This window comes from Halopenitus sp. POP-27 (assembly GCF_029889855.1).
Taxonomy (GTDB): domain Archaea; phylum Halobacteriota; class Halobacteria; order Halobacteriales; family Haloferacaceae; genus Halopenitus; species Halopenitus malekzadehii.
This window is the reverse complement of sequence record NZ_JARANU010000004.1, coordinates 53,949-68,374: the sequence shown is the minus strand read 5'-3', so window position 1 is coordinate 68,374 and position 14,426 is coordinate 53,949. Positions and strand designations below refer to the sequence as shown.

The 14,426-nt window shown below is 67.2% G+C and carries 12 protein-coding genes; 8 read left to right on the top strand and 4 right to left on the bottom strand.

What is annotated here, in order from left to right; all coding sequences use genetic code 11:
- Positions 1-2: 2 nt before the first annotated feature.
- Complete coding sequence (locus OQF70_RS03885; RefSeq protein WP_280535958.1) at positions 3-1,676, bottom strand: dihydrolipoamide acetyltransferase family protein; 1,674 nt, start codon at positions 1,674-1,676, stop codon at positions 3-5.
- A gap of 206 nt (positions 1,677-1,882) precedes the next feature.
- Between OQF70_RS03885 and OQF70_RS03880 the strand changes: the two genes are divergently transcribed.
- Positions 1,883-2,641 (top strand): IclR family transcriptional regulator, encoded by a 759-nt coding sequence (locus OQF70_RS03880; protein ID WP_280535956.1) that lies wholly within the window; start codon positions 1,883-1,885, stop codon positions 2,639-2,641.
- A gap of 176 nt (positions 2,642-2,817) precedes the next feature.
- On the opposite strand, the gene OQF70_RS03875 is transcribed toward OQF70_RS03880, so the two are convergent.
- Positions 2,818-4,188: an MFS transporter gene (locus OQF70_RS03875; protein ID WP_280535954.1), complete on the bottom strand. Its 1,371-nt coding sequence runs from the start codon at positions 4,186-4,188 to the stop codon at positions 2,818-2,820.
- 172 nt (positions 4,189-4,360) lie between these two features.
- On the opposite strand from OQF70_RS03875, the gene OQF70_RS03870 reads away from it, so the two are divergent.
- Positions 4,361-5,137, top strand: a complete 777-nt coding sequence (locus OQF70_RS03870; protein WP_280535952.1) for an IclR family transcriptional regulator — start codon at positions 4,361-4,363, stop codon at positions 5,135-5,137.
- A 261-nt stretch (positions 5,138-5,398) separates the two neighbouring features.
- Here the strand turns inward: OQF70_RS03870 and OQF70_RS03865 are convergent, their stop codons facing one another.
- Positions 5,399-6,391: an aminopeptidase gene (locus OQF70_RS03865; protein WP_280535951.1), complete on the bottom strand. Its 993-nt coding sequence runs from the start codon at positions 6,389-6,391 to the stop codon at positions 5,399-5,401.
- A gap of 111 nt (positions 6,392-6,502) precedes the next feature.
- Positions 6,503-7,606, bottom strand: coding sequence for an alcohol dehydrogenase catalytic domain-containing protein (locus tag OQF70_RS03860; RefSeq protein WP_280535950.1), 1,104 nt, complete (start codon positions 7,604-7,606; stop codon positions 6,503-6,505).
- 144 nt (positions 7,607-7,750) lie between these two features.
- Here OQF70_RS03860 and OQF70_RS03855 point away from each other — a divergent pair, with 144 nt between their 5' ends.
- From OQF70_RS03855 to OQF70_RS03830, 6 genes are all read left to right on the top strand, one after another.
- A complete protein-coding gene (locus OQF70_RS03855; protein WP_280535949.1) occupies positions 7,751-9,358 on the top strand; it encodes a rhodanese-like domain-containing protein in 1,608 nt (535 codons plus the stop codon).
- Positions 9,359-9,488: 130 nt separating this feature from the next.
- On the top strand, positions 9,489-9,665 hold the full coding sequence (locus OQF70_RS03850) for a hypothetical protein (RefSeq protein ID WP_280535948.1): 177 nt from the start codon (positions 9,489-9,491) through the stop codon (positions 9,663-9,665).
- Positions 9,666-9,712: 47 nt separating this feature from the next.
- Complete coding sequence (locus tag OQF70_RS03845; protein ID WP_280535947.1) at positions 9,713-10,795, top strand: alkaline phosphatase family protein; 1,083 nt, start codon at positions 9,713-9,715, stop codon at positions 10,793-10,795.
- Between the two features lie 110 nt (positions 10,796-10,905).
- Positions 10,906-11,706, top strand: coding sequence for an SDR family oxidoreductase (locus OQF70_RS03840; protein ID WP_280535946.1), 801 nt, complete (start codon positions 10,906-10,908; stop codon positions 11,704-11,706).
- A gap of 75 nt (positions 11,707-11,781) precedes the next feature.
- Positions 11,782-12,909 (top strand): mandelate racemase/muconate lactonizing enzyme family protein, encoded by a 1,128-nt coding sequence (locus OQF70_RS03835; RefSeq protein ID WP_280535945.1) that lies wholly within the window; start codon positions 11,782-11,784, stop codon positions 12,907-12,909.
- A gap of 114 nt (positions 12,910-13,023) precedes the next feature.
- Positions 13,024-14,400, top strand: coding sequence for an MmgE/PrpD family protein (locus tag OQF70_RS03830; protein WP_280535944.1), 1,377 nt, complete (start codon positions 13,024-13,026; stop codon positions 14,398-14,400).
- Positions 14,401-14,426 lie beyond the last annotated feature (26 nt).

Here is a 14,426-nt window from a genome sequence, read left to right as displayed (position 1 = left end):
AATTACTCGAGTAACAGCAGGTCCGGGTTGTTCAGGTACCGCGTAACCTCGTTCGTGAACCGGGCGGCGTCGGCGCCGTCGACCACCCGATGGTCGACCGACATCGAGACCGTCAACAGGTCCCGGGGAACCACCTCGCCCTCGTGGACCGCCGGCTTCCGCTTGATCTCGCCGAGCGCCAGGATCCCCACCTCGGGATAGTTGATGATCGGCGAGGCGTGTTCGCCGCCGATCGCCCCGAGGTTCGTGATCGTGAACGTGCTCCCCTGCAGCTCCTCGGGCGAGATAGTCCGATTCCGGGCCCGGGCGGCGAGATCACGGACCTCAGCGGCCAGCTCGAGCAGCCCCTTCTCGTCGGCGTCCTCGACGACGGGCACCATCAGCCCCGCGTCGGTCGCGACCGCGATGCCGATGTCGTAGCTGTCGTGAACGATGATCTCCTCGGCCGCCTCGTCCAGCTCCGCGTTGAGGATCGGCTGTGCACGCAGTCCCGCCACGACCGCCTTGATCACGAACGGCAGGTAGGTTAGCCGGGGTGCGTCCTCGGTCGTCGACGCGGTGAGGCGTTCGCGCGTCTCGACCAGGTCGCTGACGTCGACCTCGTCGTGATGGCTGACGTGCGGGGCCGTGTACTTCGCGGTCGCCATCCGTTCACCGATGGTCCGGCGGACGCCCCGATACGGGATCCGGTCACCCGGCTGGGTCCCCTCCGTATCCGCTCCAGTCCCGGCTTCTGACCCGGTACCGGAACTTGCGCCCCCGGCGGCTGCTGGGCCGGATCCGGTGGTTCCGTCGTCGACTCCGGATCCGGAAGCGCCGGCGCCGACGCCGGTCTCGCCCGTGACGTATGCGTGCACGTCCTCGGGCGTGACGTACGCCTCGCCGTCGCGCCGCTCGCTTGCGGGAACCGCATCGATGTCGATATCCTCCTCCCGAGCGAGTTCTCGGGTTGCGGGCATCGCGAGCGTCCGATCCCGATCGGCGTTCCGCGCGCCGACACCGTCGGTCCCGCCGACCGCCGGGTCACTCCTCGGTCGGTCGTCCTCGCCCGCCGTCGGTCCATCATCGGCACCCGTCGGCGTGCCCCCGGACGCCATCGATCCGCCCGGGGTCGCCATCGATCCGCTCTCGGACGCCGTCAGATCGTCCTGGCCGCCCGGTGGCGATCGTCCGGTGATGGCTGCACGGAGGTCATCGCCGGTGATGCGCCCGCCCGGGCCGCTTCCCGGGACGGTCGCCAGGTCCACGTCGGCCTCGCGCGCGGCTCGGCGAACGCTCGGTGGCGCGAACACGCGATCGGTCGGGGTGTCGGCCGTGCCGGTGCCCTCGGTCACCGCCGCGTCGGTTTCATCGCCGGCGGCGTCACCGTCGTTCCCTCCCCGGTCGCCGTCGGCCGTTGCCGACCCCGTGTCGCTCTCGGTCGTCGATCCCTCCTCGTCGACGTCGAAGGTGACGATCACGTCCCCGACGGGCACGATCTCGCCCGCCTCGGCGTGAAGCTGCGTGACGACGCCGTCGTAGGCTGCGGGGATCTCCACGATCGCCTTGTCGGTTTCCACCTCGGCGACGGGCTGGTCCTCCTCGACGCGCTCGCCCTCCTCGACGAGCCAGGCGACGAGTTCGCCCTCGGCGACGCCCTCGCCGACGTCGGGTAACGCGAATTGGGTTTCTCCCATCTCGATCGGAGGTCTTGCTCCCGTGATATATCTTCTTCGGTGGCGTCCCCCGGACGAGCCCGTCCGCAGCGGCACACCTCCGTCGGCACGCCCGCACAGCCACGCCCGCGTTGCCACGCCTGCGCCCCCGCGTCCGCCGTCGATCCCGGGATGTCGTTCACTATCGATGAAAAGGTATTTGCGACCACGCCCTGTGTCCCGTACGTATGGGTGGGACCACCAAGACGATCGGTGCCGTCGAGCGAGCGTTCGAGATCATTGAAGCGATCGAACGGCTCGAGAGCGCCGGCGCGTCCGCGATCGCGGATGAGCTGTCGCTGTCGAAGAGTACGGCGTACACGCACCTCCACACGCTGCAGGAGATCGGCTATCTCCGGAAGGAGGACGGCCACTACCGGCTGAGCGGCGACTTCCTGCGCCTCGGGACGGCCGTCCAACAGGGCTTTCCGGTCTACCGACGCGGCCGGTCACACGTCGAGGAGTTGGCCGATCGGACCGGCGAACGGGCGAACCTCGTCGTCGAGGAACGCGGCAAGGGTACCTGCGTCCACGCCGCGAACGCCGGCGGCGCGGCCGACGGCGCGATGACCCGCGGCGAGCGCCGGCATATGCACGCGACCGCGACCGGCAAAGCCCTGCTTGCACACCTCCCCGAGGACCGCGTCGACGAGATCGTCGAGACGCACGGGCTTCCCTCGTTCACCGACCACACGATCACCTCACGGGAGGCGCTGGCGTCGGAACTCGCGGAGATCCGCGAGACCGGGATCGCGATCGACGCCGAGGAGAGCATCGTCGGGCTCCGCTGTTTCGCGGCCCCCATCCTGGTCGAGGAAACCGTGATCGGATCGGTCAGCGTGTCGGGCCCATCGCGTCAGTTCACCGATCCGGACCGTGAGCCCGAACTCACCGAGGCCGTCCGCGAGACGGCCAACGTCATCGAACTCGACTTCGTGTTTGGGTGAGGATTCCAACCGCGTCAGCTGTCGTCGGTGACCCGTTCTGCAGTGGTGAACGAGGGGTCACCCGGCGCGTACGGGGCGTGTCATCTCGAACCATATTCAGCGATGGTGAACGTCTTGCCGCCTTCGTTCTGTTCCGTCCCGACATATTACAAAATTATGGCTGTAATCCGAACGCTTCAATGACCCTCATCGGTCGTCGTCTCCCTCGTCTCTGCCGTATTCACGGTCTCTGCCGTATTCACGGTCTCTGCCGCGCCTTCCGCGTCCGTCGCGGCCGTCGCGTCCGTGGTGTATCGGACGATCAGCAGGACGCCCAGGCCGACCGCCAGGGCCGCGACGGCGGCGAAGACGAGAAAGAACGTCCCGGTCGTTCCGTACGTCAACACGAATCCGGCAAGGGAGGCGCCGACGGCGCCGACGCCGTAGACCCCGAGGTAGAAGTAGCCGAAGGACAACCCGCGAACGTCGGCGTCGGAATACTCCGCCAACAGGGCCTGTCGGATCGGCGCCGTCATGTAGATGGTGAACCCGAGGGCGCCGCAGACGACGAGCATCGGTACGATGCCCGCCTCGGCTGCGGGCAGGAACGCGAGCGAGGCGCCGACGAGGACCACGTACGTCGCGATGAGCGCGACCGCCGTCCGCGTTCGATCCGTCAGTTTGCCGCCGACGTACTGGCCGCCCGCCCCCAACAGGAGCAGCCCCGCGAAGACGTATTGGCTCGGTTCGATGGTCCTCTCGCCCAGCGGAACCGGGGCGAAAAGCGGGAGGTCGGCGAGGATCTCCGGCAGGAACGAGAGGATCCCCCGCGAGTAGACGCCGTGAACCATCATGATCGCGAACGCCACGAGGAACCCCCCGGTGAAGAGGTGGGTCGACTGCGCCAGAAACCCGCGGAGGTCGGTGATGCCTCCGCGCGTCGTGCGCTCGTCGACGTCGGTTCCGGTCTCTTCGTCGACGTCGGGGCCGTCTCCGTTCACGCCGTCGGATCCGGCGCGTTCGTCGAACTCGAACCGGAACGCGATCGCCGCCGCGAGGACCGCGGGGGCCGCAAACGCGATCGCCACCCACTCCCAGGGAGCGACCGTCAACAGCACCGCCGCCGCGAACGGTCCGAGTGCGGTCCCGACGTTCCCCGCCGCGCCGTGGTACGCCAGCGCCGTCCCGCGTTCGGTGGGTCCCCGGGTCAAAAGCGACAGCGCAGCGGGGTGATACAGGCTGGAGGCGATCCCCCAGACGACCAACGCGAGCGCGAGCACCTCGATGCGCGGCGCGAGCCCGATGAGCAGGAACGACCCGCCCATCCCGAGGATCGACGCCGTCATCAGCCGTTTGGACCCGTATTCGTCCGCGAGCACGCCGCTGCCGATCGCACCGAGACCGATCATCGCCAGGCCGCCGCCGACGAGCAACCCGATCACTGCTGCGGAGACGTCGAACGCGACGAGCCAGTAGACGATGAACAGCGGGATCGCGAGCTCGTACAGGTGAAACATCGAGTGACCGATCATCGAGAAGCCGACGATCGCTCGATCGTTGGGGGTCATCGGTGTGTGTCTCTACCCGTGGGAAGGTCGCCGATCGGCTTAAGCGTAGGCCTTCCGGCGATGCGGTCGTGTGGCTGCCAGGCCCCTCCCCCCGTTGAAACCGCCCTTCGAACCGCCATCCACGTTCTGTATGATCGAACGATATTTGTAGCTCCCCGTCAATAGTGGATATATGACACGGGGCACGGACACAGGGAACAGGGATACGGTGCAAACGACCAGAACGATGCTCGAGACCGTCGAGGTGATCAAGCGGCTTGAGGGAGCGACGGTGACCGAGGTCGCCGCCGAGCTCGGATACGCGAAAAGCACCGTCTACCGACACCTGTCGACGCTTGCCGACCTCGGATACGTGGTCAAGACGGACAACGAGTACCGCGTCGGCCTACGGTTCCTGGAGCTCGGCCAGCACGCCCGAACCCGCCAGGCCGGGTACGACCTGACGACGAAGAAGGTCGAGGAGATCGCCGAACGGACCGGCGAGCGGGCGCAGTTCATCGTCAGGGAACACGGCGATGCGGTCTACATCCACCGGGCGTTCGGCGACGACGCGGTGCGCACCGATCCGGGGATCGGAAGCCGGATCCCCCTGCACGCGACGGCGGCGGGGAAGGCGATCCTCGCGAACCTCGATGAGGACGAACTGTTCGACGTCCTGGAACAGACGGACTTCGAGGGATTCACCGATCACACCATCACGGACCGGGAGGAACTTCTGGACGAGCTCGCGGAGATCCGGGAGCGCGGCTACAGCTTCAACCGGGAGGAGAACCTCAAGGGCCTCCACGCGGTGGGCGTCCCGATCCTCGGCGACGGCGGCGTGGTGATCGGCGCGTTGAGCGTGTCCGGCCCGAGCCACCGACTGCGCGGCGATCGGTTCCACGAGGACCTTCCGAACCTCCTGTTGGGGACGGCGAACGAGCTCGAGTTGAACATCACGCACACCTGATCGTGTTGGATTACAATATTACGATAGTCAGTATCTCCGGTCGGCGCGGTCGGTGGCTCCGGGATTCGATCGTCGTTCACCGTCTTCCGTTCGACGCTACGCAACAACGGTCTCGACGGTGGATCCCGGACGTTTCGGTCGTCCACGTGTGACCATTCCGGCGCGATTTTCGCCAGTTCGTTCCGCAATGTCGAATCGGTGGCGTTGAACCGGCGTCCACGCTTCCGTGTCACCGCTGATCGTGTGTCTCGCTCCCGATCGTCACTCGTCCCGCCCCGTGACGTCATCCAGACGGTCGCGTCGGAGATCGCCGGCATCCAGGATCCGCGTCCCGTCGAGCTCGACGGTCGGCTTTCGCACGAGCCCGTCCAGATGGATCGACGACCGGGTCTCTCCCGCAAGCGTTCGGTCGTCGCCGATCGCGAAGTGGATCGTTCCGAGCCGTTTCTTGTCCTCGGCGAGGTTGCCCACGAGCCGGGCGTCCGGGTTCGTCCCGATGGCGAACTCGGCGAGGTTCCGCGCACCCGCGTCCGCCCCCTCGATCGTCTCACGAAGCTCGTCGGCCTCCCGTCCGCCCGACACCGCGGTGACGTCGCCGTCCTCCAGGGTCAACTCGATCGGGTCGTCCAGTCGCCCGATGCCGTCCATCGAATAGTCGATGACGATCGTGCCGGTTCCCGAGGCGGGTGAGGTCGGCGACTCCCCGGCCGGGTACGCACCGAGGTTGTCGTTGTGTTCGTGGCAGTACCCGTCGAGCGAGAAGGCGGGCTGGCCGCGCAGATCGAGCGTGACGTCCGTCCCCGCGGGGCTCCGAACGGTCGCCTCCGAGGCCGCATCGAGCGCCTCGCGGACGGCGAGGGTCCGCTCGCGCAGTCGCTCGTAGTCGGTGTCGATCCCGCCGGCGACGAACATGTCCTCGGTGACGCCCCGGAACACCGCCGTTCGAGCACCCGACTCGAGCGCGTTCCGGAACCCGTCCGTGTGGGTGATCGAGTTGGTCGTCGCGGTGAACACCACGTCCGCCGCCGTCATCGCCGCGATGACCGTGTCCGGCGCCTCGTTGCCGTGTTCGTCGGTTCGCGGCATGATCTCCACGACGGTCGTCGCCCCGGTGGCTCGGCAGGCCGCGGCGATCGTCTCCGCGATGTCCAGTTTCCCCGTATCGGTGAGCACGACGACGTCCTCCGTCGCGTCGACACCGATCACGTCGTCCACGATCCGTCGGGAAACGGCGCTCGTCTCGATAGATCTCATCGTGTATCGATCACACGTCACATATATAATAGATGTGTATTCCTAGCGTCCTCTTCACCCCTGCCGTGCGACGCGTTTCGGTCGTGCGGGACGGCCACTCCGAGGGGTCGATCATTCCGAAAGCACGATCTGGGCGGGGCCGCGTGCTCCGTATTCCGCCTTGTTCAACGTGATCTCGACGGCCTCCGCGAACGACTCGAGCCCGTCGAGTTCGTGGGTGATGTACTCCTCCAGCGAGACGCGGCCGTCGTCGACGAGCTCGCCCGCCAGCTCCCCGGTCGTCGTGTTCGGCGTCGGCGCGGTGACGCCGGTGACCGGATTGATCCAGTCGACGCTCTTGGTGCGGACCGCTCGCGGCGCGATCGAGATCTCGTCGATGATGTAGCCGACCTGGACGACCGACCCCCCGGACCGGGCCATCCCGAACGCCTGCGCCAGCGGGTCGGACCCCTCGGTTCCGTGGCGCTGTTCGCCGCCGACCGCCTCGAAGACGACGTCGGCGCCGACGTCCGCGGTGGCGGCCTCGACCGCCTGAACCGGATCGGTTTCGCGTGCGTCGACCGTCTCGAAGCCGTGGGCCGCGAGGATGTCCAGCTTCTCCGGATCGACGTCGACCCCGATCACCGTCCGAGCGCCCTGGGTCCGCGCCAACTGCGCGCACTGATACCCCATCACGCCGGTTCCGATCACCGCGACGACGTCGCCGGTTCCGATGTCGGCCTCGTCGACGGCGAGGATCGAGCTCGCCAACGGCTGTAGCGCCGCCGTCTCCGCGTCGGAAACGCCCTCCGGAACCGTACACAGTCCTTCCGCTGGAAAGACCGCGTACTCGGCCAACGCCCCCGGCGTGTCGTAGCCGAGATAGGTCTTGTTCGGGCAGTGGAGCTCGAATCCGCGGTCACACTGCCGGCAGTCGTGACACGGGATCTTCGCCGGAGCGTACACCCGGTCGCCGATCTCGAACTCCGAGACGCCCTCGCCGAGCTCGACCACGCGGCCGCAGAACTCGTGGCCGAACACCTGCGCCGGACCGTCCTCGAGCCGGCGTTTGATCGCCTCGTAATGGGCGATCCGCTGTCCGCGGTAGAGGGCACACTCCGTGACGCTGAGCTGTACCCGATCGACGGCGACTTTCACCTCGCCGGCGTCCGGCTCCGGCTCGGGGACGGTCTCGACGCTGTGGTCCTCGAAGTCGTGACACACGATTGCCTGCATCGTCTGTCCCCTCGGCGGAGGGACGCTTAAAGCCTTGTTCCGACCCCCGGCCGCAACTTCCGGTAGCGGTCCGGCCGATGGCGCCGACGCCCGACGACCGACAGGTTATTACCCATCGATTGTAATTCCGTACCAAGGTATACGATGGCTGGGGCACATGCACCGGCTGCGGTCCGGGAGTTGCTCGATTCCCCGGATCCGGTCGCACTCATCGACGTTCGACCCTCCCTCGAGTACGTGGAGGGGCACATCCTGGAGAGCACGTGGGTTCCGCGGCGTGACCTCGAACGGCGACTCCCACAGCTCGTGCCGAACCGATCGACGCCGATCGTGCTGTGTGATGACCACGGTGAGCGATCGGTGACCGACGCGAGATGGCTGGAGGCGCTCGGCTACGAGACCGTCGACTATCTGGACGGCGGCGTCGAGGCGTGGGCGGCGGCGGGATACGACCTCGTGGAGGCCGACGGGGACGTGCACGCCACCGCGTTCAACTACGAGAGCAAGGCGTTCGGCGAGCAGGTGGCGGCGACGCGGGATCTGCCGACGATCGGCCCGGACGAGCTGGACGCACGACGGGACGACGTGACCGTGATCGACGTGCGCAATCCGCCCGAGTACGAGCGATGGGGAACCATCCCGGGATCGGTCAACGTCGAGGGGTTCGATCTCCCGCTGTACGTCGAGGCGGTTCGGGAGGACGACGAGCCGGTCGTCGTTCACTGTGCCGGACGAACCCGCAGCATCATCGGCACGGCAACCCTTCAGTCGCTCGGGATCGACGACGTCTACGAGCTGGAAAACGGCACGATGGGGTGGCAACTCGCCGGCAAGGAGCTGGCGACTGGTCCCGGTCGCCCCGACGACGCGACGGTCGATCCGGACCGACGCGATCGGCTCCGGAAAACGACGCGGGAGCTGCTGGCCGACACGGACGTGTCGGTGCTTCCGCCCGCGGACCTCGATCGGCTCGAGGAATCGGCCGCCGACGAGAACGTGGTCTACCGCTTCGACGTCCGAACCGAGCCGGAGTTCGCGGACGGGCACCTTCCCGGATCGACCCACGTCGCGGGCGGACAGCTCGTCCAGACCGCAGGTCGCCACATCGCCGTTCGCGATGCGGAGATCGTCGTGGTCTCCGAGACGGACGTCCGAGCCGGGATCACCGCCTACTGGCTCGACCGGATGGGGTTCGAGAACGTCCACGTGCTGGAGGGCGGCACGACCGCGTGGACCGACGACGGCCGGTCGCTCGTGACCGGGGATGACGTCGAGCCCCTCGGCGGCGACATCGTCGCGCGCAGCGTCGAGTACGTCTCCCCGGCGACGCTGTCGGACACGATCGACGAGCGGACGGTGGTTCACGTCGGCGATTACGACGCCTATACGGACGGGCACGTGCCGGATTCGTGGTGGGCGCCCCGGTACGAACTCGGCGACGTGTTGACGGACGATCTCGGTGGCGCGGACGACGTCGCCGATGGTGGCCGGAGTACCGACGTCGTCTTGACCTGTGAGACCGGCACGATCGCCGACCGCGCCGGCGCCCAGCTCGTCCATAGCGGCCGGATCGAGACCGTTACCGTCCTCGATGGGGGCGTCGAGGCCTGGCGGGCTGCCGACCTGCCGCTCGCGGAGGGCGACGACGATCGCGTGCTGCGGGAGCCACGGCGGGCGACGCGGAAGCCGTACGCGCAGGGCGATCGGGAGATGGACCAGTACCTGCGGTGGGAGGAAGGGCTCGTCGAGTGACGGCGGCGGTCGGTCGAACCGCGGGGACTGTTCACGTCCGGACCGCGGGGACTGTTCACGTCCGGATCGCGGGGACCGTTCACGTCCGAACCGCGGGGACTTTTGACGCCCGGCGTCGAACGCAGGGATAATGGCTCACTCAGCGGTGGAGGGAATTCAGGCCGACGTCGCCGTCGGCGTCTTCCTCGTGCTGTCGGCGATCGCGATCATGGTGATCGGGGATCGGACCTACGCGCTCGCCTGTTTCGGCGTGGGGCTCCTGTTTCTGGCGAGAGCGTTGACGAGAGCCTGGTTCTACGACAGCTGACCGGAGTCGGGGTACACGTTTATGCTGGTTCCCGTTGTATCCGAGCTATGACGAACGTGGTCATCTGCTGTGACGGACTCGATCCGGCCTATCTCGACGACGTCGAGACGCCCGGTTGGGACGCGATCGCCGCGGCCGGGCGGGCGGGAATCTGTTCGGCGGCCGTGCCGACCCTCACGAACGTCAACAACGTCGGGATCGTCACCGGTGTCTCGCCTCGCGACCACGGCATCACCGGCAACACGTACTACGACCCCGAACGCGGCGATCGGGTGTATATGACGGATCCGTCGTTCCTCCGCCACGACTCCGTCCTCCAGCGGGCGGCTGACGGCGGTGATCGCGTCGGCGCGCTGGTCGTCAAGGAGAAACTCCGGCGGATGATCGGACGCGGCTGCGTGGTCGCCGCCAGCGCCGAGGACCCGCCGACCTGGCTCGAGGGGGCGATCGGCCCGGCGCCGGACATCTACTCCGGCCACGCGAGCGAGTGGGTCCTGAACGCCGCCGCGTTCGTCCTCACGGACCGCGACCTCGACTGGCTGTACGTCTCCACGACGGACGTCGTTCCCCACAAGCACGCCCCGGACGAGTCCCGCGCGGTCGAGTGGGTCCGGGCGCTCGACGAGGGGATCGCCACGGTCACCGACCGCGCCGACGACGTCGTCGTCACCGCGGATCACGGAATGTCGCGGAAGACGACGGTCGTCGACCTCGAATCGATCCTCGTCGCGGCCGGACACGATCCCGTCGTCGTCCGGCTGATCCGCGATCGACACACGTACCATCACCGAAACCTCGGCGGGGCCGCGTACGTCCACGTCGACGATCCGGACGCGGCGGGCGCCGTGATCCGGGACCATCCCGACATCGCCGTCGTGTGCTCGCGGGCGGAGGCGGCCACACGGTTCGACCTCCCACCAGATCGTATCGGCGATCTGGTCGTCCTCGGGGCCGAACCGACCGTCTTTGGCCCCGTCGAGGACGGCCACGTCGGCCCCGTCGACGTCCGATCCCACGGCGCACACCACGAAACCACGGTTCCGTACGCGACGACCCTCGACGGCGCCCTCGATCGAAATCACGACGCTTTCGACGCCTTCGGGACCTCACCGTCACGCGACGACGCCTGACGCGCCGATCCCGTTCCGACCGATCGAGTTGGACCCGATCGTCCCGGGACGATCACGTCACGGGATCACATAGAAGAACTTTAGTGATCTTCCGCCGTCACTCCGTCTAGATGGATCTCGAATTAGCAAACAGAACGGCGATCGTCGCCGCATCGAGCAAGGGGCTCGGCTACGCGTCCGCGCAGCGGCTGCTCGAGGAGGGTGCGAACGTCACGGTGTGTTCCCGGTCGATGGAGCGGGCCGAGGAGTCGGCGGCGTCACTGGCCGTGGAGGCCGACGTCGACGCCGATCGCGTGTTGCCCGTCGAATGCGACGTGACGAACCGGGACGACGTCAACCGACTCGTCGAGGAGACCGTCGACGAGTTCGGCGGCGTCGACGTCCACGTGAACAACCACGGCGGACCGCCGGCGGTGACCTTCGAGGAGGCGACCGAGGAGCAGTGGGACGACAGCTACACCGGCGTCATCTCCAGCACGCGGTGGATGACCGAGGCGGTCCTTCCCCACTTACAGGAGAGCGACGTCGGGTCGCTCATCACGGTCACGAGCGCGTCGGCGCGTGAACCGCCAAAGGGGCACGCGATCTCGAACGTGTTCCGGCTGGGGCTGTACGGGCTCGCCAAGACGATCTCACGGGAGTACGCCCCGGAGGTCCGGTCGAACGTCGTCACGCCCCGGTTCGTGATGACCGACCGACTCAAGTACAAGGTCGAACGCCGCGCGGAACATCGCGACATCACCGAGGAGGAGGCGTTACAGACCCGGATCGATGAAGTGTCGCTGGACCGGTCGGGCGATCCCGCCGAGTTCGCCGACGCCGTCGCCTTCCTCGCCTCGCCGCGGGCAAGCTACATCACCGGCGAAGTCGTCAGCGTCGACGGCGGCTGGAGCAAGTACGTCCTCTCGTAGGACGACTGCCCGATCCCGGTCAATATTGGTCATATCCACCAATATTTAACCACCTGGCGTGCTTGCTACACGAGCATGCAAATAACCGATGTCGAAACGGCAGTTCTCGGCAGTGCCGTCGATGCAGCCTCTCTTCCGGCGCAGGTCGGCGCTCGCGACCTCGAGATCAGCTCCGTCGTGGTGCGGATTCACACCGACGACGGCATCACCGGCTACGGCGAATCGTTCTACCGCTCCGAGGAGAACAATCGATTCCTCGCGGAGTCGATCGACTCGCTGTCGCGACACATCGAGGGGAAGGATCCCCGACACGTCAAGGACATCTGGCACGAGCTCTATCTCCACGTGAAACGGGCGGGTGCCTACGGCGCACTGAGCGCGATCGACGAGGCGTTGTGGGACATCAAAGGTAAGGACGCCGGCAAGCCGGTCTACCAGCTGCTCGGCGGCCAGACCGGCGAGGTCCAGACGTACGCGACCTTCCCGGCCGACAAGACCGCCGAGGAGCTCGTCGAGTACGCCGACTGGCTCCACGAGAAGGGGTTCGAGGCGATGAAGATCGGCGCCGGCTTCGGCGTCGAGGAGGACCGCCACCGGATCCGGACCATCATGGACGCCGTTCCGGACGACTTCGGGCTCGCGATCGACGCGAACACCTCCTACGACGCGACCGACGCACGCCGCGTCGCGGAGACCGCAAGCGAGTACGAGGTCGAGTGGTTCGAGGAGCCGATCGCCCACACGGACATTCAGGGACAGGCGGAACTGACCCAGTCCGTCGACGTCCCGATCTCCGGCTACCAGACGCACACGCCGCATTACCCGGCACTCGACCACCTCAAGGCCGGCGCGCTCGACATCTACCAGCCGTCGCTCGACTACGTCGGCGGCATCACCGGCGCCTCGCGCGTCGCCACGCTGGTCGAGGCGTTCAACAAGCAGCTCGTCCCCCACGCGCTCGGGCCCGCGATCAACTACGCGGCGAGCCTCCACGTCGCCGCCGCGAGTCGACAGTGCACCCTGATCGAGTTTGCCGTCCTCGACGACGACATCGAGGACCCCGGCGAGTACATCGCCGGCCCCTACATCGACAACCGGGAGGCGATCTACGTGCAGGACGGCGGCCGGATCGACCCGCCGAGCGAACCGGGTCTCGGCGTCACCATCGACGAGGACGTCTTCGAGGAGTACCGCGTCGACTGACGGGCTCGATCGACTGACTCGCTCGACCGGCGGGTTCGATCGACGGACGCGGTCTCGCGTCCGAATTCTTACCGCTTCCAGTATATTTATATATGGTTGCTTGGAGGTACGACTATGCAACTGACCAGCGAGCTGCTCGCCGAGTATGCCGCGGAGACGGCGGACCGCGATCTCCCCGATTCGGTCGAGGCGAAAGCGAAACGACTGACGCTCGACACGCTCGGCTGTTGTCTGGGCGGGTACACCAGCCCCCCGAGCAAGCGGCTGCGGTCGGTATACGGCGGCTCCGCCGGCACCGACGATGCGACCGTGCTCTGTAGCGGCGCGCCGACGTCGCTCGAGTATGCCGGATTGTTGAACACCACGATGGCCCGGTACCTCGATTACAACGACACCTACATCAGCCAGGGCCGGGCCTGTCACCCGAGCGACCACATCCCCGCGCTGCTGTCCGTGGCCCAAGCCGAGGGCTGCTCCGGGCTGGAACTGCTCCGGGCGATCGTTCTCGCCTACGAGGTCGAGGGGCTCGGGCTCGATACGGGCGTCACCTGGGGCAACGGCTATGACTACGTGACGTGGGGCTCACTCGCCACGGCCGTCGCGGCCGGGTCGCTGATGGGACTGTCCCGCAGCGAACTGCGGAACGCGATCGGGATCGTCGGCGCCTCGACCGTCTCGTTGGGGATCTCCCGGCGCGGCGAGGTGAGTATGTGGAAGGGGATCGCGACCGCCTACGCGACACATGGCGGGATCCAGGCCTGTCAGATGGCCCGTGCCGGCATCACCGGTCCCGAGGCGGTCTTCGAGGGGCCCGCGGGATTCTTCGAGGTCGTCGCCGATCGCGAACTCACGGTCGACCGGCTCGGGGGCCGTGACGACGCCGACTACCGGATCATGGATGCCCACCTCAAGCCCTTCCCGTGTGGTTACTACATGCAGCCGATGATCGCCGGCGTGCAGGCGCTCGTTCAGGACCACGACATCGATCCCGACGCGGTCGAAGAGGTCGTGATCCACACCTTCGCCGAGGCGGCGGAGATACTGGCCGACGAGACGAAGTGGTCGACGGACCTCACGCGCGAGAGCGCCGACCACAGCATTCCGTACACGACCGCCATCGCGATCCTGTACGGCGACGTCACGCCCGATCACTACCACGCCACCCATCGCAACGACCCGACCGTCCACGCCCTGATGGAGCGCGTCGCCGTCGAGGACAGCGAGGACCTCACCGCGTTCGTCGAGGAACACCCCGATTCGACGCCGACCATCGTCGAGATCGTGGCCGACGGCCAGCGCTACGAGACGCGCCTCGATCACGCGCCCGGTCACGCTCGCAATCCCTTCAGCCGGGAGCGGCTCGAGACGAAACTCACCGAACAGGCCGCGGGACTGCTCTCCGACGATCAGACCGACTCGCTCGTGGATCTGTGTGACGATCTGGAGTCGCTCGACCGCGTCGATCCGATCGTCGACGCCACCATCGTGTGAGTTTTCGACCCGATCGATCTTCACGT